Consider the following 24947-nt stretch of genomic DNA (forward strand, 5'->3'; position numbering starts at 1 on the left):
GAAATGATGTTGGCTGTGTGCATCATAAACACTAGTTTCTGCAGTATACTCACATTCATTATAAAAAAATTTGAGGAGGATTGTACTATGTCAAAACTAGTACCACCCCATGGTGGAAAGTTAACACCTGTATTGCTCCCTGAATCACAAAGAGCTGATGCATTAGCAAAAGCAAAAACCTTACCAGTGGTTCGCATGTCTTCAAGAGAAACATCTGACCTTTTAATGATCGGGATGGGGGCATTCAGCCCACTAACAGGATTCATGGACAAAGCCAATTATGAAAGTGTTGTAAACACAAAACACTTAACCAATGGCTTAGCATGGCCTCTCCCAATTACATTGTCAGTTACTCCTGAACAAGCTGAAACTATCAAAATTGGTATGGAATTGGCTTTAGTTGATGATGAAACTGATACGTATTGCGGTATCTTAACAGTGAACGATAAATATGAGTATGACAAAGTTAAAGAGTGCAACGCTGTATTCTTTACAGATGACGCAGCACATGACGGCGTTAAAAAAGTTATGTCTCAAGGAGATATCAACATCGGCGGTGAGTTGGTAACCTTTAGCCAACTGGGATACGCTTCAAAATATGGTGACTACTATGCTACTCCTGAACAAACCAGAAAAATCTTTGATGAAAAGGGCTGGGCAACTGTAGCAGCTTTCCAAACCCGGAATCCTTTACATCGTTCACATGAGTTCCTCTGCAAAATGGGAAATGAAGTTTGCGATGGACTATTCATACATCCTATCGTAGGAAAACTCAAAGAGGGAGATATTCCTGCTGAAACTCGCTTAGAGTGCTACGAAGTTCTTTTGAAAAATTATTTCAATGAGAAAAATGCTGTGATGAAAGTTTATCCTATGGAAATGCGTTATGCAGGACCAAGCGAAGCTATCCTCCATGCTATTTTCCGTCAAAACTTTGGCTGCAGCCACATCCTTGTTGGCCGTGACCATGCTGGCGTTGGCGATTACTACACAGCTTATCAAGCTCAAGAAATCTTTGATACCTTTAAGCCAGGCGAAATCCTTTGCCAACCTCTTAAAGTAACAGCTGCTATGTACTGCAATAAGTGCGAAGGCATGACTACTGAAAAAACTTGCCCACATGGCAAAGAAGATCATCTGAAAATTAGCGGAACTAAGCTGAGAGCTATGTTAGCTGCCGGCGAAGTACCACCTAGCAATTTCAGCCGTAAAGAAGTACTTGAAATTCTGCTCAAATATTACTCCTCAAAGTAAGCTAACCATTGGTTGAAGACTAAACTAAAGAATCCTAAGTTCTTTAGTTTAGTTTCAAAAATATATGAATGATGGAGGTAAAACGAATGCCAAGTTTTGTAATTGCAGAAAAATGTGACGGATGTAAAGGGCAAGACAAAACAGCTTGCATGTATGCATGCCCCAATGACCTTATGTTGTTAGACAAAGAGAAAATGAAGGCTGTAAACCTTGACCCTTCCCAATGCTGGGAGTGCCTATGCTGTGTTAAGGCTTGCCCACAACAAGCAATGGATCTTCGTGGTTATGCAGACTTTGTTCCACTAGGCGCCTCATGTGTACCTCTTCGTAGCTCTGACAGCATTATGTGGACTGTTAAATTCCGTAACGGCATGACCAAACGCTTCAAATTCCCGATTCGTACAACCGAAGAAGGTTCCGCAGTACCTGATGGCGGTTATGAAGTGACCACAGACATCGACAGCATCGAACTGTATACCGAACCAGCTTCAAATCATATGCCGATCTGGACTGTTAAGAAGTAAGCTCTTGTAAAAGGGAATAAATAGGGAGGTTAAAATCAATGCCAATGAACTTTGAAACAGTAGAAGTAACAACCGACCTTCTGATCATCGGAGGCGGAATGGGATCCTGTGGTGCTGCAGTAGAAGCAGCATACTGGGGCAAAAAACATGGAATTAAAGTAACCTTAGTTGATAAAGCATCAATGCCACGTTCCGGTGCAGTCGGAATGGGATTGTCCGCTATTAACTTATATGTTGGTCTTGCTGAAGGTAAAAACACAGTTGAAGATTATGTTAGATACGTTAAAGGCGACTTAATGGGTATTGCTCGTGATGACTTGGTCGCTAACATCGCCCGCCACGTTGACAGCTCCGTTCACCTCTTTGAAAAATGGGGTCTCCCATTATGGAAAGACGAAAATGGCGGATATGTTCACGAAGGTAAATGGCAATTAATGATCAGCGGTGAGTCCTATAAGGTTATCGTTGCTGAAGCTGCTAAAAATGCTTTAGGCGAAGAAAACATTTATGAGAGAGTTTTCATTACCGAACCACTCATGAAAGATGGCAAATGCGTTGGAGCTGTCGGATTCAGTGTTCGTGAAAACAAAATCTATGTCTTCAAAGCAAAAGCTACATTATGTGCAATGGGTGGAACCGTCGGTGTCTTCAAACCAAAATCCACTGGTGAAGGTGCTGGACGTTCATGGTATCCTCCTTTCTCCACAGGTTCATCTGCTTACTTCACCATGAAGGCTGGAGCAGAAATGACTTGTCAAGAAGTACGTTTCGTTCCTATCCGCTTTAAAGATGCTTATGGTCCAGTAGGAGCTTGGTTCTTACTATTCAAATCCCGCGCTACCAATGCACTGGGCGAAAACTATATGGAAACCCGTGCTAGCGAATTAGAAAACTGGGGCGTATTTGGTAAAATTAAGCCAATTCCTGCTAACCTCCGTAACCATCTCGGATTATTAGACATCCAAGAAGGTAAAGGACCTCTCTTCATGCGTACTGAGGAAGCTATTGCTAACTTAGCTAAAGCTTATGAGGGTGACGAGAAAGCCTTCAAGAAGAAAATGAAAACCTTAGAGAATGAAGCTTGGGAAGACTTCCTCGATATGACAATTGCACAAGCTTTACTTTGGGCAGCTACCAACGTAGAGCCAGAAGTAAGATCTTCCGAAATCGCTGCTACAGAGCCTTACTTCATCAGCTCTCACTCCGGTGCATCAGGTGCTTGGGTATCTGGTCCAGAAGATCTCTCTGCTGGAACCGACTACTTCTGGGGTTATGCTAACATGACCACAGTTCCTGCACTCTTTGCTGCTGGTGACGCTACAGGAGCTTGCGCTCATAAGTTCTCATCAGGTACACACGCTGAAGGACGTATTGCAGCTAAAGCAGCTTGCAAATATATCTTAGACAACAATACCTTAATTGAGGCAGATGCTCAAGTTATTGAAGATATCAAAGCAGCAATCATAAAACCACTTGAACTATACGAACAACACAAAGATTTCAGTACCGATCCTAGTGTTAACCCTAATTATATTGTTCCAAAGCAATTCATGTATCGTCTACAAAAAATGATGGATGAGTATGTTGGTGGAGCAAACGTGTTCTTCAATATGAACGAAGCTTCCTTAACCAGAGCAGCAGAACTGATGGAGTTCCTCAAAGAAGACTCCGAAAAATTAGCTGCAGCTGATCTTTATGAACTGTTAAGAGTTTGGGAAAACAAACACAGATTATGGCAAGCTGAGTCTCACCTCAAAGCTGTAACCTTCCGTGAAGAAACACGTTGGCCTGGATACTATATCAGAACAGACAAACCTACTCTTGATGAAGAGAACTGGCGCTGCTTCGTAAACATGAAGTGGGATCCAAATACCAATGAATGGTCAATATTCAAAAAGCCTGTTCTTGATATGTTTGGCGTATCCTTTTAATCCAACCATGTAAGGTCAAGTAGACTAAGTAAAAATAATAGTCTATTTGAAGGCTGATTTCAAGAGGGGATGGTGCAAATTTTCGTGATCTCTCGGAATTTTGTATCCATTCCCTATTTCTTTAACACAAATATCTAAATTCTTCCTTTAAGAATTTGTGGTAATCAGTTATTATTTAATTGTAAGTGTGAAATAATATAATAATTTAAAGGAGGAAACAAACATGGATCAAATTGAGGAATTAATGCAAAAGAGTATCGAACTAGGTAAAGCGATTGCCCAATCTGATATCTATAAAGATTTCAAAAAGGCTGAGTATGATCTTTTTCAAGATGCTGAAGCTCGAAAGTTAGTAGAAGATCTTCAAAAAATGAAAAATGAACATCGCGGCAAATTAATGGCCGGGATTGAAATTACCAAAGAAGAAGAAGAAAAAATCCAAGAATTAGAGAAAACATGCATCAGAAATCGCCAAGTTTTAGCAAGTAATCAGGCTAACACAAACTTCCAAGAGTTTATGGAGCAGATATCTGGAAATATCAAAAATGGGATAAAAAGTATCGATAAATAATGGCAATTGACAAATTTAATCCCTAGATTAGCTTGTCACTAGCTTTCTACTTCGAATTCCTTAAATGGAAGTAATGTACATGAATATAACACCTAATCAGTGAAAATATATACCATAAACTAGATAAAATGGCAATACATATACGCCTTGATAATCTTCAATTGCGTATTGTGTATTGCCATTTTAGATTAACCGGATTTCCTTTCAAATCCGCAGTCACAGCAATAGGATATATTGATTGCGGTAATATTGACTTGATATACTATCAATGCTAATCTACAAATAATAGGAAGTTAAACGTATCTTATGAAATAGCTTGTGCAATTTATAACGTTTGACTAACCCATCCAGCCAAGGTGAAAAATAGGTAGTAGGTGTAAATATATAGAGAGTTTGATGATTGGAGGTGAAATTGAGGGTGTTTCTAAGACTTGTATCTCAATGAATTAGCCTTGATTTTAGATTAAAAATAGCGGAAGACACTAATTTATTGGAATCAATAAACTGTCTGTAGGTTATAAGTGAAATAAATCTCTTTCAACTGTCTCCAAATTCTGCCGCTTAACTATAATACATCGTACTCTTAAGTTTTCACCATTAATAATCCTGAGTTTGACGGATTCGATAAACCCTTTCAAGAGGAGGGAGGGTATTTTTTATAGCTATTAATTTTATTGTTATAGGAAATATAAATCGGGGAAATAAAGTGAGTCTATGACGAAAAAAGTTTGGGTATTGTCAGCTTAAACTAACGTGAAAGGTGGAATTCCTTTGTACTTAACAAGATTTAAGTATATTCCTTTAATCGGCACCTTAATGAATTATAAAAAGGAATATTTAAGTAAAGACTTAATTGCCGCATTAACTGTAGCAGTTGTAGTCATTCCCCAGTCAATGGCATATGCCTTAATTGCTGGTGTTAATCCTGTTTATGGTTTGTATACTGCTATTGTATCGACTATTATTGCCTCGGCATTTGGTAGTTCTAATCACGCAATTGCTGGTCCTACTAATGCTATTGCACTACTCGTAGCAAGCAGTCTAGGCAAGTATATGGGCCAAGAGAATGTCTATCAGATGCTCTTTTTAATGACCTTTATGGTTGGGGTGTTACAGATCCTATTTGGAGTTATAAAACTTGGGAAAGTTATTAACTTTGTGTCTCATTCTGTTGTAATTGGTTTTACAGCCGGTGCAGGAGTATTGATCGGCTTAGGTCAACTCAGTACACTCCTGAGTATTTCGATTAAAGATTCCGCTCATATGTCAACGATGCAGAAGTTCTATTATGTTATGACCCATTTAAATCAGACTAATCTGTATGCACTTGGACTTGGCGCGATGACTATGGCCATTATTATAGTTTGCAAAAGAATCAATAAGAAAATCCCAGGAGCATTGATCGGAATCATTATTCCAATTATCTTTATTGTAATGTTTTCCCTGGATCAAAAGGGTGTAAAGCTAACTGGATTTATACCTTCCTCCCTTCCGCCCTTTAAAATGATTCAATTTGACCTTAACGTTATGCAGAATCTTTTTGGTGGTGCAGTTGCAATTGCCATCATTGGCTTAGTTGAGGCTATAGCAATTTCAAAATCAATTGCCACAACATCAAGGCAGAAAATAGATGCAAACCAAGAATTTATTGGCCAAGGTCTGGCTAATGCCGGAGCTGCATTCTTTCAATGCTTTGCCGGGTCAGGATCCTTTACACGTTCAGCAATCAATTATCAAAGTGGTGCAGTTACCAGACTTGCCGGAATAATGTCAGGTATTGTAGTTGCCTTAGTCTTACTGTTTTTTGCACCTTATGCACAATATATTCCTAATCCATGTCTTGCTGGTGTAATTCTGGTTATTGCTTATAACATGGTAGATAAAAAGGAAATCATGCATATTGTTAAGGCTGGTAAGTTTAAATCGGATTCTATTGCCATGTTTACTACAGCCATTGCTACAATTGTAATGCCTCATTTAGATGTGGCAATCTACACAGGGATAGCAATTTCTATTGCCTTATATCTTAAAGACACTAATAAGGCACCTTTAAAGATACTTCTACCTTCACAAGAGCAGAATGGCCATGTGATCGAAAAAGAAGTTAAATCCCTTAAAGAAAAAGTTGATATTCTAATCATTCAGTTAGAAGGAAACCTTTTCTTTGGTTCTGCGGAGGATTTACAAACAAAATTGGATGATCTAACGGATAAATCAAAAGTATTTATTTTAAGAATGAAATATGTAGCTACAATTGATTTAACTGCATTAGGCGCTTTGCAGGTGTTTATTAGAACAGTTAAAGAATCTGGTGGAATTGTTATCTTCAGCGGAGTAAAGTCTGAGTTCAACTCCTTATTGCTTAATTCTCATGTGACTTCGGATATTGGAGAAGATAACATCTTTATGTCTGAGAATGAAATATTTGCATCTTCTACTAATGCCTTAGAAAGAGCAAAATCCGTTTTAGGTTGTGAAATTACTGGCAGTAAGGAAAAATCTGCAGCATGTAATTTATTAGAATCTGAAACCGTATCGAAGGTAAATAACGGTATCAATAATCGAAACACAGCAGCCTTTTAAATAGAAGAAAGAAATACGAAGGAGGTATTTATATGGGCGACTCAAAATTCAATGTGCTCCTTTATTCTGATGGATCACAGCAGGCATTTTCGGCTGCAGTTTACGCGGCAAATTTGCTGAAAAATATGCCGAATATGCATTTAACCATTGTGCAGGTTCAGGAAAGTGATGAAGGTTCTATGGGTACAGAGTACAGTTGGATCGATACTTGGCCAGTTAGTCCTACGTCTGAGTGGATGAAACGTGTCATTGAGTCAGATACTAATGTAAGAAATTTGTATAATGATATTCTTAATAGAACTAACGAAATTTTTACTGAAAGAGGTAAGAATGTCAGTCACCATGTAATCTATTGTAACCCTAGCATATCTGATACAGTAGATGCCCTTCTTGAGTATGCGGAAAAGAAAAAATTTAAATTAATTATCATGGGTACTCGGGGTTTAACCACGCTAAAAGGCTTGATTTTTGGTTGTTTAGCTCACAATGTCCTAAATAGATCACCTATCCCTGTTTTGTTAATTAAGAAGCTCCCCCAAGACTTTATTGATAATTATTGTTCAGATGATAACAGCAATGGTTTGAAAGTTAATCATCTATAGTCCCGGTTCTCTTAGTTGATCTCCTATCTTTTTTTAAAAACCTAATCAGCCCCGCAGAGAATCGTCTCTTCGGGGCTGATTAGGTTTACCTCAATTCATAAGAACTTATTTTGGGTGTATATTACTATCATATTAAGAAAGGCGGGATCAGGTTGACTGATTCAACTCTTAGCAGAGATCAGTCTTTGACGGATCAGGCAAAAGGGAAGTCGGAAGAGATGATATATCCAATCTGGTTACTATTTAATCCTAAGCATCCTGCTGTGCGACATTATATTTGGACGCCTGTATTGGCGGAAATTCAAGACCTGGTATATAGGGAATTGCGTAAAAGGATAGATTCTTCTAAAATTTATACGCGGTTTGCTGTTTCTGACAGTAGTATTGTTCCGAACACCTTGAATTGGTGGGATGCTAAAGTGGCTGCAGAAATAGCCGATTTTCGAGAGCTTGCTTCATTGCATAAGCCGAAAATCCTAATATCGTTTGGTGCCTTTCCCTTTGAGTTTTTAAGACGAGTCTATGCAATGAAACCTGAGAAAGGACCAAAGTCTTGGGGAACTACAAATTTAGGGGACGAATTTGTAAAATCCATTGAGCATTTTGACCTCAATAAAACCAATATTTTTCCTTTGCTTCGTAGAGTTGTCGAAAGTGACAAATACATTGATGATCCTGATTATACCGATAAATATTTTAAATACGTCGGAACTAATATTGCCAGGAGAATTATCGAGCATAAGGATCAACTTAATATTTGGATGGATTAAAAACCAAGATTACTGAGTTATGTAATAGTTGTAATAAGAGAATCTAATTAGGCTTCATAGAGATTAACCTCCCTATGAAGCTTTTTGTAGTATATTTTTCATCAAAAAGGACAACAATTAAAAATTAAAGAATTTGATTAAGAAGAATTGGGTTTGATCAACAGGCCAACCTTATCATTGAAGCAAGAAGGTAATTTTCCAGCTTTCAGATCCCCTAAGTAGGCTAACTAGCAACTTATGGCTGCTTTGTAGCCTAAAAGTATGTCAATTGAATGTAGATTTGCTATCACATAACAAATCTATAAATCTCGCTATCAGGTATATTAATTATGAGCATATTGTTTTGCTCTAGACACATTTCTTTCATAATGTTAATCTCTAATTGTGATGAATCACACATGATAGTTAAAGAGAGGGGGTTATAAAAAATAAATAGCTAGGGTCGTACTGGTTCTAGAAATAGATAGATATATAAAGCAGCCTGATGGCCGCTAAGAAATTTAATCGAGTTATAAATGCTTAAAGTCATAAACATGAGGATTTTGAGTTAGTGAGCTAAATTCTATCAATCATTGGTGACCCGCCAAGATTCTTATGTGAATGGCAGTACAAGCAAAGAAAGGTGGAAATTATTTTGTCCTGCTTGACTCCAAAAGAATCCTTTTCTAAGGGTGAGAGTATGAAGAGAGAACTAGGAGAAAGAACTTATCCGATATGGCTATTAATAAACCCCAAATACCCGGCAGTTCGCCATGATATTTGGAGACCTATATTAGATGAGATCCAAGACAGAGTATTTAGAGAATTGTATACTAGGATAGATACCTCTAATATTTATATTCGTAGTGCTGTAAATGACGGAGGTATCGTTCCTAATACCTTAAACTGGTGGGGTAAGGAGGTAGCAAAAGAAATTGAGTATTACAGAGAGATTGTAAATGAACACAAGCCCAAGATGCTCATATCATTTGGTGCATTTCCCTTTGAATTTGCAAGGCGTGTCTTTGAAGTAAAACCAGAAAAAGGGCCGAAAGCCTGGAGTTCTTCCATTCTTAAAGATGAATTTGAAAACGCTATGGAAAACTTTGATATTAACCAAACTAACAGGATACCACTCCTCCGTCGTGTGATTCCTACAGATAAATTTATCGAAAACCACAATTTTCTGTCGCGAACAGATAGGGAGACTTATTTTCAACATGTTGGGGCGAAAATCGCTGAAAAGATAATTGAAAATAAGGAACATCTAGATATCTGGATTAAGTAAAACTAACTCCAGGGTGAACAAGGGGATTTCCAATTTGTCACTTTCCGTTAAGCGAAGGAAGTGTTTTTATTGAATAAGATACTAGTCATTGATGATGAAGAGCATCTGTGTTGGGCTCTCGAAAAAGGCCTCCGACAGGAAGGGTATCAGGTGATAACTGCCACGCGGGGGAAAGAAGGCCTGGAACTAATTCAGAAAGAAACACCTTCCTTAGTTCTGCTTGATCTCAAAATGCCTGAAATGGATGGCTTAGAAGTGTTGGTTAAAGCCAGAGAACTCTTTCCAAAGCTTCTGGTAATTATGATTACTGCTCATGGATCAATTGATACTGCCATTGAAGCTATGAAGCTTGGGGCAATCGATTATATTTCCAAGCCATTTGACCTTAATGAGCTCAAGATAGTTGTGAGGCAGGCCTTAATGGTAAGCCGTTTGCGGGAAGAAGTTGTCTTTTTGCGCTCTGAACTGAATAAAAAACATGGCCGAATTTTGGGCAACAGTCCGGCAATTCAAGAGGTCAACAACCTTATTGAAAGGGTTGCAGACAGTAATGCTACAGTAATGATTACCGGAGAAAGTGGTACCGGAAAAGAAGTTACGGCACTTTCAATTCACAATCTTAGCTATCGTCGAGAAAAGTCCTATGTTCCTATCAACTGCGCAGCACTCCCCGAAACCCTACTAGAAAGTGAATTGTTTGGCCATGAAAAAGGAGCATTCACCGGCGCTGTGAGCAGAAAGCTAGGTCGCTTTGAATTAGCTGATAAGGGAACAATATTTTTGGATGAGGTTACTGAAATGCCTCTGTCAATGCAAGTTAAACTCCTTAGAGTACTTCAGGAAAGACAGTTTGAAAGGGTAGGAGGAACCGAAAGCATCAAGGTTGATGTAAGGGTTATAGCTGCAACAAACCGTGATCCGCTGGACTGCATTAAACGAGGAACTTTCAGGGAGGATCTGTACTACCGTTTAAATGTACTGCCGATCCACATTCCCCCCTTAAGGGAACGATCAGAAGATATATCACTATTGACCATGCACTTTATGCAAAGGTTTAATCCCTCTCAAGAACAAATGATCTCTCCTGAGGCTTTAACATTATTAATGAACTATGAATGGCCCGGGAACATTCGAGAGTTGCAAAATGTAATCGAAAGGTCTGTCATCCTCTCTCAAGGGCAGGAGATTAAGGTGCAACATCTACCGAAAGAAATACAAAAAGTTGAAAACAAAAAAAACGATGCAGATCAAGGCTTGATTCTAAATTTCCCTGACAAGGGGATTTCATTCGACGAAGTGGAAAGAGAATTGATTCTTAAGGCTCTTGAGAAAAGTAGAGGGAATCAGACTAAGGCAGCACAGCTACTTGGACTTACACGATCAGCACTTCTTTATAGAGCTCAAAAGTACCAAGTAAAATTATAATGAGAAATCTACAATGGTTCTATGTAGAGAGGGAGGGAACTATGAAAGAGACTTCAAAGTGCAGCCAATGTATTAATAAGGAGTTATGCCATATTCGCTCTAGTCTTAATAGGATTATTAATGATGTAATAAAGACTTCTGAAGCAGAAGTACACCAGTTGTCACCTAAAGAGATAGACTTTATAATATATACGGACATTTCGATAATTCCAACACGCTGTGAGAGTTTTAAATGCCGTCCGGATGCGTCTGGAATTAGAGAGGGTTTATCTGTATTTAGATTACCCCTGGCAACACCTGCAATATGAATATACTGCTATTATTAACTCGATACTCTAGGCACCCTGTTTTTTTCAGGGGGCGATTAAATATTTGAAATAGCCCTCGAAAGATTAGATGATCTTTTCGAGGGCTATTTTAAATAAGGTCTTAGTATGCCTGGGCAGATCGGTTCTCCGAGGTATAGCTGACATTTCTGACAAAAGAGTTTGCATGCTCTATAGCTTTCTCAGATGAGGCAAAAACCTCATCCTCTTCCATATAGATATTTTCTTTACCAACGTGATCAACAATGTTCATTTTTTTCAGCATGCCTAAGATTTTTGGTGTGACTCCGGAGAGAATAACCCTTTTTTCTTCCTTTAAAGCTCGGTCAATATAAGTTTCAATAACTTCCATTGCGGTAATATCGATGATTGAAACGCCCTTGAAACGTATGAGATAAACTTTGGAGTTTGGGAATGAGTCGCTTAACTTCTTGTCAAGATCCGCTGAGGATCCGAAATATAGGTTTCCCTCTAGTTGATGAATTGCAACGGCGGTGTCGTTTTTACAGGCTACTTGTTCAATAAATTGCCCGTTACTTCCTCTGACCGTTTCTAGAGTTCTGACGGTAGCTACGGCAGAATCCTTTAGGTATAGAATTACTGAGACAGCAACTCCGGCATAAATTGCTTGCTCTAAATGAGGGGCAAAAATGGTCGTCAACATGGTCACCAGTAGGACGATGGCATCATTACGATTAGTTGTTATAACCTTTACTAAAGCTCTTTTATCAATCATTGAGTAGGCAACTACCATGATAACCCCAGCTAAACTTGCATTTGGAATATATCTCGCGTAGGGTGCAAAGAAAAATAAAACAATGAGGATTATCAAACCTACCAGTACCCCTGTTAACCGGGTTTTTCCTCCATTTTGATGGGTTATAGCAGAACGTGTAAAGGAACCGGAGCCTGCTATACTGCTGAAAAATGATCCCACTAAATTAGCTATTCCTTGGCCAATAAACTCCTGATTGGGATCTATCTTTTGTTGGGTTTTAGTTGCAATTGCCTTGGAAATTGATACTGCTTCAACTAGACCAATAATGGCAATGACGGCTGCCCCGGTAGTTAAATCGCTAATAGCAGAGAGATTGAAGTTGGGCATGCTTAGCGGCGGTATAGCTTGAGGAATTTGTCCCACAACCTTTACCCCTAATTCCTCTAAACCTAGGATCATCACAAGAACTACTGAAAAGATAACACTTAACAAAGCACCGGGGATATTCTTATTAATTATTTTGCTGACTATAATTATTGTTATAGTAAATAGGCCAATACCTAGAGCGTAATAATTAATTTTATCAATACTCTGTAAACAAGTAACTAATTTTCCAATACTTGAAAGGTGTGGATCAGCCAGACTAACTCCCATTATGTTATTTAGCTGACCCATAGCAATAATAACACCTGCCCCGGCGGTAAAGCCTACGATCACAGCATGTGAAACATAGTTGACTAAAGAACCCAGTTTTAGTACCCCCATGGTAAATTGTATAGCTCCTACTAAAAAGGTTAGGAGAAATAAGTTTGCAAAAAAGTTATCGCTTCCTGCAAAGGGTATCATATAAGATGCTATCAAGAGACAGATAGCATTAGTTGGCCCGGTTGCCAGCTGATTAGAACTTCCAAACGAAGAAGCAATAATTGTTAGCACAATACCAGAGTATAAACCGTAGGCTGGGTGAACACCGGCGATCATTGCATAAGCCATAGTTTGAGGTAAGGCAACTACTGCAACAGTTAATGCAGCGATTAGATCAAACTTAAAATTCTTTTTATCATAATTGATTAAGGTATCAATAAGTGGAATAAACTTTGAAATGTTCATGGTTATTGCCTCCAAACAGTAATTTTTCACTACTAATCAGGTAATAACTTAAATGAAGTTTTGTGAAACATAGTACGTATTTAGCTGTACATATTTATTAGCATATAGGTTTAGTAGATGACGTAGAGGAGGAAATCAATTTTAAAATTTTCCAAAGCCGGGAAGGATCTACTATTCGGAGAATATACAAAGATTTCTTGATGGTTATGCGCTTCCGGCGTTCTCTGCTTGAGGAATGTCAACCGGAAGCATGATAACTTGGATTCTAAACTCCCGTGGATTCATTTTCGCTGATTGGCCAAAGCCAGTCTCCAAAGAAAACCAAATAGTCCCAACAGAATTTCAAGGCACTCATGTTAATCATCCTTTCTCCTTATTAGATCCATATTTCCAGACGATCTTTGTTTTCGATAATTCTTTCAGCAATCTTCGTTGCAACATCATAATAGTAATTATCTTGGTCTATCCAATCTTTGGTATTGGCTGTTTTAGAAATCCTTCGCACCAAAGGAATGCAGTTTGGTCGATTAATATCAAAGTTGGCAATTGCCTGCTCAAATTCGTTGCTTAAATTTCCGGTATTCCAATACTTAGTTTGACCTTCGGAGCCTTGATCGAAGGCTCGCTTGATATACTCATTGGTAATGGCACCAAAAGTAATTAGAAGTTTAGGTTGGTACCTATAGACACTCTCTTTGAGTATTAGAATCTTTTTAGTTAACTCCTCCTCCATTGGAGTGTTACATATTTTGCCAATATTACTGAAAGCGCTCAGAATAAATATATTTCTGCTGTTAATCCTTGCTCTGAGTTTACGATAGACTTTATCTTGAATCTCATACATTATTGGATTCCATATATTACTGATGTCATCAGGGTATTTCGGATTTGCGATGAGCCAGATTGGAAAAGATTTATCTCCTGCTTCAATTTTCATCTGGTCAATAGGCGAATGATTATTGAGTAATAAGCTGGACAAAGGAATTTCCTCCTTTCAAAATAATCCTATCAAGAATATTGATTGTGAAGATACAGAGGGGATGTAGACGGTAATAATCTTATAATGTTATTCTTTAAATGAGATCAAGGACATGGAGGAGCTTTTAGAGATTAAAAGTTTTCTAATCTAACGTAGAATTGGTCTTGCTGTTACTTGTTCTTGAATTTTTTCACTGTTTAGAGTGTGGAATTTCTTCATCACTTCCACAATTAGTTTGCTTGTTTCAATTTCATTATGAATGTTACAAGAATCAAATAATTCTTGGACCCAAACGGTGAATTGATTAGTAGTCATATAAATTACCTCCTATGTTTCTAGTTATTGCAATTAACATGCCAGCCATTTTAGCTGTTTTTTGAGGATATTTTGTATGTTTTCAGCCACTGTAATCTGTTTTGGAGCAATAGTTAGAGCTTTAGTAGACTCACAGAACTTGTGATATGCTTAAAGTGGGTCTTTGTAGGTATTGTTTGTTTTCAAGCACTATTAAGGGATCTGTCTGAAATCGTGCTATGGGAGGTGGTTGCTTGTTTAGGATTCTCAAGAATAAATCTTTCGCTTCGCAAATAATGTTTGTTGTTTCGGCAATTCTACTTATTCCTATCTTGGTAATGATGTATGACATCTTTTTTTCTGGAGCAAAGGATGAAATGCTCTTAACTACTAAAGAAGAGCGATTAGGAACCATGGTCAATGCCACTGTCCAAGGCTTAACGAAAAGTTTGGAGCGTTCCAATTTAGAATACAGCTCGCCACTCTCTAAAGATGATATCAACACAATTGCCAATGCCTTTGATTCAATAGCCAAGCCATTAGCCGATGGTAATCCAGGAGTACGGTTGGGGTTATACATTCCTGAGACAAATGATCTTTTTGTCTATGGTTTTCTACATCAATACAGGCCTCAAACCCCCGAGGAAATAAAAGCTCGAGAGTATCGCATTTTAGACGAAGCATCCTCAGGTCTTATAGCAGTCAACGCAACTAAAGAGCCCCTAGCGCGTATTGCAGGTTCATTGGGAGATCAGGCATTTGAATACTTGGTACCGGTAATTAAGGACGAAAAACTGATTGCCATTGCCTGGGCAGATGAACAGGTTCATCCAGTCTTTGCACAAAGCAGGCAGTTCAGCCTTATAACCCGCTACATGACTTTGTTTGGTTTAATACTTGGTCTGGGGACAGCCCTTTATATTATTCATAACTTAGCTTCAGAAGTGCAAATAATTAAGAATGGGATATTAAGTATGCAGGAAGATAGTGAAAAAAGGCTTCCTGCGCTGCCGGGAGAAATCGGAGAGGTTGTTCAAGCTATCAACAATATGGCTGACAACTTAAAGGAAAAGAAAAGGCTGGAAGAAGAATTAATGCGCTCCGAGAGACTTGTGGCTTTAGGCCGACTAGTTACAGGTGTTGCCCATGAATTAAGGAATCCTTTGGCCATTGTTAAATCAACCGTCCAAGTGATGGAGGGTGAGTTCAAAACCCAAGAAGGATTATCGGAATATACAAAAGTAATTTGTGATCAAGTGGATCGCGGCAATCTTGTTATTAAGGAGTTATTAGATTTTGGCCGACCAAGTAAACCTATCGTTAGTCCGACTGAGTTAAATAGTTTATTGTCATCTGTTCTTACATTTACCTATCCCATGCTAAGACAAAATAATATTCAATTAGAGAAGAGGTTTGAACCCAATCTGCCTTTGGTAAATATCGATATGGATCGAATGAAACAAGTTTTTGTAAATTTAATCATTAACTCTGTCCAAGCAATGCACAACGGAGGGAAGCTTGTCATTCAATCACAGGCTAAAGCAGAAACCATCGAAGTTCAGATCACTGATACAGGTACTGGAATTGAAGCAAGTGATCTCTCGCGTGTTTTCGATCCGTTTTACACAACCAGAGACGATGGTGCCGGATTAGGCTTGTCGATTAGCTATCAAATTATCCATATGCACTTAGGCAATATATGGGTCGCCGAAACCTCTCCCAGAGGGACTACAATAATTGTGAGTATACCTAAATCGAACTCACTTCCAATAAATCTGTAAAGTAAAGACTATAAAAAAAACTCCGAGGAGAAAGAATTTTCTCTTCGGAGTTTTTTTATAATTAATAGGTCTTATTAAGAAAGATTTGGACGAAAATTCTTATAGCCCTTATTGATTAAAAGTGAATTTGTATTTAGGTAGCCAGAGTCACCTGTAAGTCTATTTTAGTCGAAATTAAGGAGCAAAGGATTATAACCTTAATTAGGCTAGATGATTACTAAGCAAATAACAAAGAAAGTTATGTAATGGCAATAGACAATACTGATTAAGAGCATTTTGATTTGCTATAGACGTAATTCTATCACGATGGTAATCTTATCTTGTGAGTATAGTCACATACATAGTTGAAGGGAGGGCGATACAATTCACAAGACTTATAGAAAAATATCGATCCGTGATAGATGGGAAATAATTGACTATAAAGGATTGGAGGGGAATCTATCAAAGAACCAAATAGTCAAAAACCAATTGCTTTAGTCAATAAAAAAAAGCAGCCTCTGAAAGGCCGCTAAGAAATTTAATCGTAATAGTATTATAACACAAAAATCGGATATGTGTATGTTTGTTTAACGTTTTTGTAGGTGATTATTATCGCTCCAGTAAAAAATAAGCACCTGATAAATAGGAAGAGGGGTGTAATAAATGAACAGTAACAGTGTAAAAAGAATTTTCTTTATTGGATTAGGAATATGTTTGTTTTTAATATTTTTTTATGCTCCACAATTTGGACCTGCGGTGGATCCAACAGGCAAGTCATTTGAATTGAGTCAACAAGGGAAAGCAGCAATAGGTTTGTTCTTCTTAGCAAGTATATGGTGGGTTTTTGAAGTAACCCCTATTGGTGTTACAAGTTTAATGATTGGCGTGGTGCAAGCCTTATTTCTAATCCGTCCAGCTAAAGAAGCGTTTAGAGATTTCATGGATCCTACAGTAATGTTTATTTTAGGATCTTTACTCATTGGATTGGCATTTACAAAGTCAGGAATCACCAAACGGATTGCCTACAAAATGCTGGTTGTTGTGGGCGAGGATACTAGAAAGATTCTATTAGGTGTATTTATTGTCACTGCTCTATTAACTCACATCATGGCTCATACGGCGGTAGCAGCTACTATGTTCCCAATATTAGTTACAATTTTGGCCTTATATAATGGTGATAACTCCGAAGGAAAACCTACAAAGTTTGGCAAGGCTTTGTTCATAGGTATGGCTTACACCGCTGGTGCAGGAAGTATCTGTACTCTCCTGGGTGGTGCTCGTAACCCCGCAGCTGTAGGTTTCTTCACAGAGTTTACCGGTAAACAAGTATCATTTGTTGACTTCTCTATCCATTTAGCACCCTTTGGTTGGGCAAGTGTTTTCTTAATTTGGGCATTATTAATGGTCATTTATAAACCTGAAAAATCAAAGATTCCTGGTTTGAGAGCTAGAGCTAAATCAGAATATGAAAAACTCGGTCCTGTTAACAGCAAAGAGATATTTGTTAGTGTTGTTGTAGCGTTTGCCCTCGCTATGCTTGTATTACAGGCTATTATTCCAGCCTTGAAAACGATGGATCGTTCAGTGCCTCTCTTACTGGCAGGAGTATTATTCTTCCTATCCAAAATACTGACTGTAGAAGATTTAGAAAAGAAAATCCCTTGGAATATCGTTCTACTCTTTTCCGGAGCTATGAGTATTGGTTTCTGTTTATGGCAAACAGGTGCGGCCCAGTGGATTGCAATTAAGTGGTTGTCAATGATAGCAGGAGCACATTGGTTAGTTTTCTTACTGGCAGTATGTTTCCTTGTGCTAATTATGACAAACTTCATTATGAACGTAGCAGCCATTGCCATCACCCTGCCTGTAGCACTTGTTATGGCTCAGTATTTAGGTGTTAACCCTGAGCTGGTTATGTATGGTGCTGTTGCAATGGCCGGTATGCCATTCTTACTGTTAATTGGTGCGGCTCCTAATGCAATGGCTTATGAATCGAAGCAGTTTACGACGGGTGAGTTCTTTGTCAGTGGTATCCCTGCAAGTGCTGTTATTATGGGCCTTCTGGTAATCATGACCTTTACCTATTGGCCTATAGTCGGAATGCCGGCACTAGTAAGATAACCTTCAGAAGGCTGTGATTTAAACTAATACGCTTGGATAAACAATCCAAGCGTATTAGTGGCACAAACACTTGTTTAGAATTGGGGAGATGCTTTATGGAAGGTAACAGTCAAGTATTATTTGCTTCAGCTGTATTCCTGATTTCATATGCAATTATTATTTCGGAAAAAATTCATCGTACAGCAGTAGCGTTAGCGGGTGGAATGCTCGTCATTATCGGTGGTGTAATTAGTCAAGAACAAGCAATTGAGGCTATTGATTTTAATACCATAGGATTGCTAGTTGGAATGATGGTAATCGTGGGTATTGCAAGAAACTCGGGGCTTTTTGAATATCTTGCGGTCTGGGCAGCTAAGAAAAGCAAAGGAGATCCAATGAAAATTATGATCTCTCTTACCGTAATTACCGCTTTGCTTTCTGCACTTTTAGACAATGTTACCACAGTATTATTGATAGTCCCCATTACCTTTTCAATTGCCAAAGCTCTAGAAATTAATCCTATGCCAATACTTTTCTCTGAAATCCTGGCCTCTAATATTGGGGGAACTGCTACCTTAATCGGAGATCCTCCCAATATCATGATTGGTTCTGCGACAGGGTTAGGTTTTATGGACTTTGTAATCAATGTTGGTCCCGTTATCCTTGTTATTTTGCCGGTAACAATATTGATACTAAAATTAATTTATCGTAAAGAACTAATCACTCGTGAGGAATTAAAGGAAAATATCATGAGAATGGATCCCAGCAGTGAGATTAAAAACGTAGGGTTATTAAAAAAATCTCTTATAGTAATTGCCCTCACAATTCTTGGATTTTTCTTGCATCAATATCTCCACCTAGAATCGGCTACCGTTGCCTTATCAGGTGCGGCGTTGCTCTTATTAATTACAAATGAAGACCCTGAACACGCTCTGATAGCTGTGGAATGGCCGGTTATCTTCTTCTTTGCAGGATTATTCATTTTAGTAGGGGCTTTGGAACACGTTGGAGTAATCGAGTGGATAGCAATGGAGTCATTAAAGCTAACCGGTGGAGAAATGCTCCCTACCGGAATGTTGATACTGTGGCTTTCAGCTATTGCTTCTTCCTTTGTAGATAATATCCCGTTCGTGGCAACCATGATTCCTTTAATTGAAGATATGGGAAGATTGGGAGGCATGACAGACCTAAATCCACTATGGTGGGCATTATCTCTTGGTGCTTGCTTAGGTGGTAATGGCACAATTATTGGAGCCTCTGCTAATGTTGTAGTAGTAGGAATGGCCGAGAAACAAGGGTATAAATGGACCTTTGTAGGGTTTATGAAGGTTGCCTTCCCGCTAATGCTTGTTTCGATTCTTATTTCAAGTGTCTACTTATATTTCTTCTATTTAACTTAGTCCAAGAACGAGGAAGTTTAGAATTAAATTGGACATCCGGTTGAACATGTCTGACGATTAAAAAATTGTTAGAAAGGACGGGATTCGTTGTCTGGCTTAGCAAGAGATAAATATATGCCTTTGGTTGACAGGGATTCCGGAGATCGAACGTATCCAATTTGGCTGTTAATTAATCCAAAATACCCTGCTGTTATCAATGGCATTTGGAGACATGTTTTAGATGAGATGCAAGATAAGGTCTATCGTGAGTTACAATCTAGAATTGATACGAAAAACATCTACATTAGGAGTGTTGTAGGAGATTGTGGGATTGTTCCCAACACATTAAATTGGTGGGGAAAAGAAGTAGCATCAGAAATAAAGCTTTTAAGGGAGATTATTGAAGAATATGAACCCAAAATTTTAATTACTTTTGGTGGATTTCCTTATGAATTTATTAGAAGAGTCTTTAGTGCAAAACCTGAAAAAGGCCCAAAGTACTGGAGTGCTTTAAACTTAAAGAATGAATTTGAAAAAGCCATTGCTAATTTTGACTTAAGTGAAACTAACGTGGTTCCTTTGCTTCGACGTGTCAATACAAGTGATCAGGATCTAGAAGCCGAAAAGTATTTAGACAGTACTATCAAGGAACAATATTTCAGTCATGTTGGAAGAAAGCTATCTGAAACAATTATCCAAAACAAGGATAGTCTTAAAATATGGATTAGGTAGGATTCTGTTATTTAAAGTTATGATTTAAAAGTACTGCCCCAAGAATGTACCTGCTTGTTTTAACTGGTAGGGGTCGCCGCCACTCTCAAGAAACTTCTCATAATGATGTACCCAATCATCAATATCTGGGATTGATTTTTTCCAAGAACGATTACCCAAGACTTTATAGTACCAATACATCATTTGAGAATTAGCGAGCTTCGGTGAGTTGCAGTACTTTTTTTCATAATCAATCAGCATTTCCAAGGACTCAATAGCAGGGTTCATCGTTAAATAATCTCCTTTCTTAAGAAGAGCTATAGATATATTGTGACCATATTTTAGTACTATTTGTCATCGCCACTATCGAATAAAATGATTATGAGCATTTTAGTTTGCTATATACTTGATTTTTATTCAGTGTTAATCTAAAAATGTAGGAGTTTACTGTTAAGCCTTAACGAAACAAAAGCAAGAACCCAATAGAGAAAAAGCTGCCAGAAAAGGTCGCTAAGAATTTTAATCGTAAATTATATGCAAAAGTATCATCATGAGATTACTCCACTTCGAAGGAGGGTTTAAGAATGAGAAAGGAATCCCTTGATTATGGGGTCAGGTACACTCGGGGAAAGTTTTTAAATGTTGTACCGGTGTATCCCTCTGGTAATGAACCTAATTATAAATTTGAACTCTATAATAATCGAGTAAGAGCCAAACTTCCGGTGGCTACCCTTACAACAAGTGTTAGTACGGTTATTCGGGAAGGTATGATTAGACGTTCGTTTAACGCTGATTTAGAAATCAGGCCTGACGTACCATTTAGCCAAGAGGAATTGAACGATTTACCAACTGATATTGCCACATTTATGGTTCGGGAGTTAGGGGGCAACCCTTTAGAGGAAGAGTTTATTATTAAAGTAACTTGTCAAGTCAGCGATTCTTCAAATGTCAAGAGAACTAATATTATTTCAGAATCGTGGATAAGTGGAGGAATAGATTTTAACACTTATAATATTTTTTCTAACAATGCTCTAGTAATGTCATCAGGGTATTAGAATGAGTCGAAGAAGGTTTAAAGTGCTTCTTTATTTAGATGATACAGAATTCTCTCGTGCTGCCGCAATATATTCAGCAATCTTAATGACGAATATGCCTAACATGCAACTGACCATTGTAAGGCTAAAAGAAAGTACCCAAAGTTCGTCGGAAATTCTGGAAAGTTGCCAAAACATCTGGACGACAACCTCAGATGTGCCGCAGAATGCCCTAGATGTATTTTTAGCAAGATCAAAGGATGTTCATCAACAAGTGATATATTCCAATCCCAATATTCCAGATGCAGTGACCGCGCTCCTCGCGTATGTAAATAAGTGGTCAATTGACTTGATAGTAATGGGTGCAGGGGAGATCAGCAAAATAAAAGAGGTTATATTTGGTAGTTTAGCGTATTCCCTACAAAATAGATCCCCTATACCTGTGTTGTTAGTAAAAGAATTATCTCTAGATTTACAAGAGGTATACAGTTACCAAATCTGACGATTATTTAAAAAATTAGCATGAAAAATAAGCTTTGTGAAGTGAAGTGTGGCAAATACACTTCTTTTTTTTGTCTAAAAAAGAATGTTAATTTAAATCGTTTCTTAATCAATCAGAATTATATCACATAGTTTTCCCCTAAAGGAACATCTAGAGGAGGGGATCATTAATCATGAGGACACAATTCGGTAAACTAATTAAGATTTTATGAAATTATTTGGTTTTTTATATTGTTAAATTCAATTACTGTGGATTATCCTCATCATTTAAAAAACGGAGGTATAAAAAAACTGCCTAGCAAACAATATGTGTATAGATTAGCCGAAAAACTATTGCTGAAAGTGCAGCAAATAGCTGATATCAGCGGTTTCAAGCAGAATAGGATGAAAATTTTGAATTTAAAGCCGTTGGATCGATATAGAAATCCTTAAATCTGAAGTATTAAGATTATGGCTTTCGTTACTCCAAATTAGTGCTAAAGTAGTAACCAAGCTCGTCTGTTTTTGGTAAATAACTCTTATCAGAACCTTTAACTAATCTAAAATCGAGTCAAATATAGATATAACTGATTATAGGGATATGGATACACTATAGACACATTTCTCAAGCAATGCTACTCTTTACTTGTGAAACAAAATTCAAAGGAAAGGAGTGTAAGAAATCAAACTATAGTTTTAAAGGTCAAATAATTGAAGAAGATCCGAAACTCTAGGTTAATAAAAAATGTAAGATTATTGATATCATTAAAAATAACGAATCGATCAGTAGATTACTTGGGAGATTGGAAATGCGGGTACTTCTTCAAGAAAAAAAGCAGCCTACAAAAGGCCGCAAAAGGAAATTTCTTATTGTTATTATAACACAAATTTTTCTAATAATGTGACGGGCAATAACTAAAAATTCTTACTTCAATGGATAGTGAAGAACACTGAAGGAGGGAACTTAATGAAAACTATGTATAACTCGTTTATGTATGCAGCTAGGGCTCATGCCCAATGGGAGATTGAAACATCTAATAATATTATAAAAAACAGAAAGAAGTTGCTCATCTTATTCGTAATGGCTCTACCCCTACTCATTCCCGCAATGGCTCATGCAGCATCTGCCCTACCAGCCTTTATTGGCGGGAAAACAGCCTTCGGACCATCCTTTTTTTCACCCACAACCTTTTACGGCTCCATAGCCGTTGGAGTTATCGCTGGTCTTATAACCGGTTGTATTGGGGCAGGCGGAGGATTTGTTATCACCCCTGCGTTGATGAGCCTAGGCGTAAAGGGAATATTGGCAGTAGGTACTGATATGTTTCATATCTTTGCTAAGGCCATCATGGGAACGACCCTGCATAAGAAGATGGGCAACGTTCACGTCGGTCTCGCAATTGCCTTTCTAATTGGTTCCGGTTTGGGAGTTACCGGGGGCGGGGCGATCAATCGTGCATTGTTTAATTACAACCCAATAATGAGTGATTTTGTTATCAGCTCAATATACGTTGTTCTGCTTGGATTCTTAGGTATCTTTGCCATGAGTGAGTATCTTGCTATGAGAAAAAACGCACCGAAAAATGGTGGAGATGCCCATGGCGGGCCAGATAAAATGACAGCTTTTGGAGCAAAGGTACAATCCATTAATATAGCGCCTATGATCAAATTTGATGAGCATGTAGTCCCCGGGGGGAGAAGGATTTCTGGTATATTTGTTGCAATATGCGGAGCAGTAACTGGTTTTTTAGCATCGATCCTAGGTGTTGGCGGTGGTTTTGTTACCTTCCCAATGTTTGTATACGGATTAGGAATTTCAACTGGGACCACTGTGGGTACAGATATACTTCAAATTATCTTTACAGCGGGTTACGGTTCTATAGCACAGTATGCCATCTATGGTTATGTATTCTATACCTTAGCAATGGGTATGCTGCTCGGTTCCTTATTTGGCATCCAAATAGGTGCTATTACTACTAAAGTCGTTCCGGGAACACAGATCAAGGCTTTCTATGCTTTGGCAATCTTAGCTGGCTTTGTTAACAGACTCTTTGCACTTCCGGAGAAGCTAACTCAGATGGGTTATATCACCTTATCCTCTTCCTCTGGTGCTATAATTACTAAGGTAGGAGTATGGTTATTCTTTGGTTTAGTCTCTATCTTTGCATTCTGGATTATTAGCACATTCATTAGAAATATACCGAAGCTTCGAGCTGAAGCGGCAGAGGATTATGCTGCAAGTGTCAAAGGAGGTGTTTCCCAATGAGTGTAGTACGAAATAAAAAGACCTTCATGATCGGTGTTATAATGCTTGTTAGCTTCGCACTATGCTATGTGGGAATGATGTCCCCAAACTTCGGAAACGGAAGAAATGGCTTAGAATTCGCAGATGATCTGTTTAACTCATTGTCTAAGGGTTCGGCTTATTTTATTAAGGATGCACAAAAGGTAGCTGATGGTCAATTGGGTAAAAATGTAAGCTTAGCAATCAAAGCTTCATCTCCAGAGGAAGCAGAAAAATGGAGTAAACTATACACTATGGCTGGAGCCTCTGTAACTGTAAAAGATACTTCGGTTAGTATTAATGGAGATTATGGAAAAATTCTAGGAGCGGTGGTCGCTGACAGCGATTTCATGTATCACAATGACGGTAAATCTTTAGAGAAAAAATATGGGTATGATGCTCGCGAAGCAACTTACAACTGGTACAGTTCTTTGAAAAAAATTGATGCAAATTTGAAATCTAAATCTCAATTCCAAGAAGGATTTGATTTAGTCAAAGTACAGCAAAAAGCTCTTGAACCTGCCTATAATTATTATGGTGTAGAAATAAAGCAAGTAAGTGAAAATAAATTTAGTGTAATCTTTTTGCTTACCTTTTACCTGATATACACCATGTGGTATGGCTTCGGACTCTACTACCTCTTCGATGGTCTTGGTATAGTCGTGGCCAAATCTAAGAAGACAGCTTAAGATATCGATTACTAGTATAGAAATTGTTCTTAACCTTTTGCTACAACTAGTGGCACAGTCTTGAGTTTATTAGTTGCAGCAAAAGGTTTCATATTCCTTAATAAGTTCACGAGATTTCCGCAGAATGTTTAAATATACTCTTTGATGAGGGGATTG

General features: G+C 38.0%; 22 protein-coding genes. 18 read left to right on the top strand and 4 right to left on the bottom strand.

The window, feature by feature from the left end; translation table 11 throughout:
- Positions 1–87 precede the first annotated feature (87 nt).
- From sat to DP73_RS08340, 10 genes are all read left to right on the top strand, one after another.
- On the top strand, positions 88–1254 hold the full coding sequence (gene sat / locus DP73_RS08295) for a sulfate adenylyltransferase (protein ID WP_034598785.1): 1167 nt from the start codon (positions 88–90) through the stop codon (positions 1252–1254).
- Positions 1255–1340: 86 nt separating this feature from the next.
- Positions 1341–1778, top strand: coding sequence for an adenylyl-sulfate reductase subunit beta (gene aprB / locus DP73_RS08300; protein ID WP_034598786.1), 438 nt, complete (start codon positions 1341–1343; stop codon positions 1776–1778).
- 38 nt (positions 1779–1816) lie between these two features.
- Positions 1817–3709 (top strand): adenylyl-sulfate reductase subunit alpha, encoded by a 1893-nt coding sequence (gene aprA, locus DP73_RS08305; protein ID WP_034598787.1) that lies wholly within the window; start codon positions 1817–1819, stop codon positions 3707–3709.
- 223 nt (positions 3710–3932) lie between these two features.
- Complete coding sequence (locus DP73_RS08310) at positions 3933–4280, top strand: YlbF family regulator (RefSeq protein WP_034598788.1); 348 nt, start codon at positions 3933–3935, stop codon at positions 4278–4280.
- A 771-nt stretch (positions 4281–5051) separates the two neighbouring features.
- Positions 5052–6863 carry a SulP family inorganic anion transporter gene (locus DP73_RS08315; protein WP_034598789.1) on the top strand — a complete coding sequence of 604 codons (1812 nt, stop codon included), beginning with the start codon at positions 5052–5054 and terminating at the stop codon, positions 6861–6863.
- Positions 6864–6895: 32 nt separating this feature from the next.
- The gene (locus DP73_RS08320; protein WP_034598790.1) at positions 6896–7465 is read left to right on the top strand and encodes a universal stress protein; all 570 of its coding nucleotides are present in this window, start codon (positions 6896–6898) and stop codon (positions 7463–7465) included.
- A 152-nt stretch (positions 7466–7617) separates the two neighbouring features.
- Positions 7618–8235, top strand: coding sequence for a hypothetical protein (locus tag DP73_RS08325; protein ID WP_034598792.1), 618 nt, complete (start codon positions 7618–7620; stop codon positions 8233–8235).
- 679 nt (positions 8236–8914) lie between these two features.
- Positions 8915–9502 (top strand): hypothetical protein, encoded by a 588-nt coding sequence (locus tag DP73_RS08330; protein WP_242865726.1) that lies wholly within the window; start codon positions 8915–8917, stop codon positions 9500–9502.
- A 69-nt stretch (positions 9503–9571) separates the two neighbouring features.
- Positions 9572–10927, top strand: coding sequence for a sigma-54 dependent transcriptional regulator (locus tag DP73_RS08335; RefSeq protein ID WP_034598796.1), 1356 nt, complete (start codon positions 9572–9574; stop codon positions 10925–10927).
- 41 nt (positions 10928–10968) lie between these two features.
- Entirely contained in the window at positions 10969–11235 is a 267-nt protein-coding gene (locus tag DP73_RS08340; protein WP_034598797.1) for a hypothetical protein, read from the top strand.
- A gap of 121 nt (positions 11236–11356) precedes the next feature.
- Here the strand turns inward: DP73_RS08340 and DP73_RS08345 are convergent, their stop codons facing one another.
- From DP73_RS08345 to DP73_RS23390, 3 genes are all read right to left on the bottom strand, one after another.
- Positions 11357–13081 (bottom strand): SulP family inorganic anion transporter, encoded by a 1725-nt coding sequence (locus DP73_RS08345; RefSeq protein WP_034598798.1) that lies wholly within the window; start codon positions 13079–13081, stop codon positions 11357–11359.
- Between the two features lie 376 nt (positions 13082–13457).
- A complete protein-coding gene (locus tag DP73_RS08350; RefSeq protein ID WP_034598799.1) occupies positions 13458–14060 on the bottom strand; it encodes a hypothetical protein in 603 nt (200 codons plus the stop codon).
- A gap of 147 nt (positions 14061–14207) precedes the next feature.
- A complete protein-coding gene (locus DP73_RS23390) occupies positions 14208–14375 on the bottom strand; it encodes a hypothetical protein (protein WP_014902590.1) in 168 nt (55 codons plus the stop codon).
- Between the two features lie 233 nt (positions 14376–14608).
- Between DP73_RS23390 and DP73_RS08355 the strand changes: the two genes are divergently transcribed.
- The 4 genes from DP73_RS08355 (at position 14609) to DP73_RS08370 (ending at position 20325) form a co-directional block, all read left to right on the top strand.
- Positions 14609–16135: an ATP-binding protein gene (locus DP73_RS08355; protein ID WP_034598800.1), complete on the top strand. Its 1527-nt coding sequence runs from the start codon at positions 14609–14611 to the stop codon at positions 16133–16135.
- Positions 16136–16777: 642 nt separating this feature from the next.
- Positions 16778–18235, top strand: a complete 1458-nt coding sequence (locus tag DP73_RS08360; RefSeq protein WP_034598801.1) for an SLC13 family permease — start codon at positions 16778–16780, stop codon at positions 18233–18235.
- A 95-nt stretch (positions 18236–18330) separates the two neighbouring features.
- A complete protein-coding gene (locus tag DP73_RS08365) occupies positions 18331–19614 on the top strand; it encodes an ArsB/NhaD family transporter (protein WP_034598803.1) in 1284 nt (427 codons plus the stop codon).
- Between the two features lie 87 nt (positions 19615–19701).
- Positions 19702–20325: a hypothetical protein gene (locus DP73_RS08370; protein WP_034598804.1), complete on the top strand. Its 624-nt coding sequence runs from the start codon at positions 19702–19704 to the stop codon at positions 20323–20325.
- 24 nt (positions 20326–20349) lie between these two features.
- Here DP73_RS08370 and DP73_RS08375 read toward each other — a convergent pair whose 3' ends face one another.
- Complete coding sequence (locus DP73_RS08375; RefSeq protein ID WP_034598805.1) at positions 20350–20592, bottom strand: hypothetical protein; 243 nt, start codon at positions 20590–20592, stop codon at positions 20350–20352.
- Positions 20593–20888: 296 nt separating this feature from the next.
- Here DP73_RS08375 and DP73_RS08380 point away from each other — a divergent pair, with 296 nt between their 5' ends.
- The 4 genes from DP73_RS08380 (at position 20889) to DP73_RS08395 (ending at position 24791) form a co-directional block, all read left to right on the top strand.
- Positions 20889–21359 (top strand): hypothetical protein, encoded by a 471-nt coding sequence (locus tag DP73_RS08380; RefSeq protein ID WP_034598806.1) that lies wholly within the window; start codon positions 20889–20891, stop codon positions 21357–21359.
- Between the two features lie 22 nt (positions 21360–21381).
- The gene (locus DP73_RS08385) at positions 21382–21840 is read left to right on the top strand and encodes a universal stress protein (RefSeq protein ID WP_052090493.1); all 459 of its coding nucleotides are present in this window, start codon (positions 21382–21384) and stop codon (positions 21838–21840) included.
- Positions 21841–22785: 945 nt separating this feature from the next.
- Positions 22786–24084 carry a sulfite exporter TauE/SafE family protein gene (locus DP73_RS08390; RefSeq protein ID WP_034598807.1) on the top strand — a complete coding sequence of 433 codons (1299 nt, stop codon included), beginning with the start codon at positions 22786–22788 and terminating at the stop codon, positions 24082–24084.
- Positions 24081–24791: a hypothetical protein gene (locus tag DP73_RS08395; protein WP_034598808.1), complete on the top strand. Its 711-nt coding sequence runs from the start codon at positions 24081–24083 to the stop codon at positions 24789–24791. Before DP73_RS08390 ends, DP73_RS08395 begins: the two co-directional genes overlap by 4 nt.
- The last annotated feature ends 156 nt before the right edge of the window (positions 24792–24947 follow it).

The organism is Desulfosporosinus sp. HMP52, assembly GCF_000765145.1.
In the GTDB taxonomy this organism is placed as follows: domain Bacteria; phylum Bacillota; class Desulfitobacteriia; order Desulfitobacteriales; family Desulfitobacteriaceae; genus Desulfosporosinus.

Excerpts from the sequence above, each read along its gene's own strand:
- sat (WP_034598785.1), top strand. The coding sequence starts at position 88 with ATGTCAAAACTAGTACCACCCCATGGTGGAAAGTTAACACCTGTATTG.
- aprB (WP_034598786.1), top strand. The coding sequence starts at position 1,341 with ATGCCAAGTTTTGTAATTGCAGAAAAATGTGACGGATGTAAAGGGCAA.
- aprA (WP_034598787.1), top strand. The coding sequence starts at position 1,817 with ATGCCAATGAACTTTGAAACAGTAGAAGTAACAACCGACCTTCTGATC.
- DP73_RS08310 (WP_034598788.1), top strand. The coding sequence starts at position 3,933 with ATGGATCAAATTGAGGAATTAATGCAAAAGAGTATCGAACTAGGTAAA.
- DP73_RS08320 (WP_034598790.1), top strand. The coding sequence starts at position 6,896 with ATGGGCGACTCAAAATTCAATGTGCTCCTTTATTCTGATGGATCACAG.
- DP73_RS08330 (WP_242865726.1), top strand. The coding sequence starts at position 8,915 with ATGAAGAGAGAACTAGGAGAAAGAACTTATCCGATATGGCTATTAATA.
- DP73_RS08340 (WP_034598797.1), top strand. The coding sequence starts at position 10,969 with ATGAAAGAGACTTCAAAGTGCAGCCAATGTATTAATAAGGAGTTATGC.
- DP73_RS08345 (WP_034598798.1), bottom strand. The coding sequence starts at position 13,081 with ATGAACATTTCAAAGTTTATTCCACTTATTGATACCTTAATCAATTAT.
- DP73_RS23390 (WP_014902590.1), bottom strand. The coding sequence starts at position 14,375 with ATGACTACTAATCAATTCACCGTTTGGGTCCAAGAATTATTTGATTCT.
- DP73_RS08360 (WP_034598801.1), top strand. The coding sequence starts at position 16,778 with ATGAACAGTAACAGTGTAAAAAGAATTTTCTTTATTGGATTAGGAATA.
- DP73_RS08365 (WP_034598803.1), top strand. The coding sequence starts at position 18,331 with ATGGAAGGTAACAGTCAAGTATTATTTGCTTCAGCTGTATTCCTGATT.
- DP73_RS08375 (WP_034598805.1), bottom strand. The coding sequence starts at position 20,592 with ATGAACCCTGCTATTGAGTCCTTGGAAATGCTGATTGATTATGAAAAA.
- DP73_RS08380 (WP_034598806.1), top strand. The coding sequence starts at position 20,889 with ATGAGAAAGGAATCCCTTGATTATGGGGTCAGGTACACTCGGGGAAAG.
- DP73_RS08390 (WP_034598807.1), top strand. The coding sequence starts at position 22,786 with ATGAAAACTATGTATAACTCGTTTATGTATGCAGCTAGGGCTCATGCC.
- DP73_RS08395 (WP_034598808.1), top strand. The coding sequence starts at position 24,081 with ATGAGTGTAGTACGAAATAAAAAGACCTTCATGATCGGTGTTATAATG.